An 870-nucleotide genomic window follows, 5' to 3' on the forward strand; every position below is an offset into this window, starting at 1 on the left:
AGCTCGGCGGCGCGGTAGTGGCGCTGGTAAATCAGGTAATTTAGGCTGTCTTTACTATAGAAACCGTAGACCTGACGGTACGCGTTGTACTGGTGATCATCCCAGATGAAGGTTTCGTAGCCATTGCTGTAGAAGATGACCGGGCGCTGGTAGCCCATGCGCTCAAAGGCATCGGCATACAAACGGGCCTGCTCGCGGCCCGCCTGCAGGCTGGTGTTTCCAGATTTCTTGGCTTCCACGACAGCCAGGGGCTGGCCGTTATCGCCCCACAGCACGTAGTCGGCATATCCCTTGCCTGATGGGTTATTGGGGAAGTCCACTTCGACTTCCTGGCCAACCTGCTCCGGGTCATCCACATCCCAGCCTGCCTTGGTGAGCATGACATCAATGAGCTGCTTGCGGGTTTTGGCCTCGTTCCACTGCAGGCTATCGGTAACCGCCTGGCTTTTCTGGTGCTTCTCTTGCTGCTCTATAGGCTGGGGCGGATCGATATGCTGAACATTTTTCGTCCGCTCTCTATCCAACTCATCCAGGAGAGCCTTTACCTCCTCCTGCCGGGCTTCCAGCTTTTCCTTGTAAGCACTGACCGATTGCTTTAGCTCGCCAAGCGCAGCGGATTGATCCGGGATTTCCTGGAAGTCAGGAATATCTGCCTTCTTCTTCCCGTAATACTTGATTGCCATGTACATGGCGAGCTGGTGCGCTATACCCAATGCCAGTTTGGCATCCCGCACCGAGCCCTTGGCACCATGAGCGGTCTCATTGCCCTGAATGCGCAGAGCATTGATCTGGTAGATCAGCGGCTTGCTGGTACAGGCTGTGAACACCGGGTCTTTGAGCAACTCGTAGAAGCTCGCCTGAGGCAGGCGC

The 870-nt window shown here is 55.9% G+C and carries 1 protein-coding gene; it reads right to left on the minus strand.

Annotation, left to right across the window (positions count from 1 at the left end; translation table 11 throughout):
- The coding region (locus tag A3730_RS08000; protein ID WP_197477368.1) for a type I restriction endonuclease at positions 1–870 on the minus strand (870 nt) is incomplete at both ends.

Source organism: Alcanivorax sp. HI0044, from assembly GCF_001634945.1.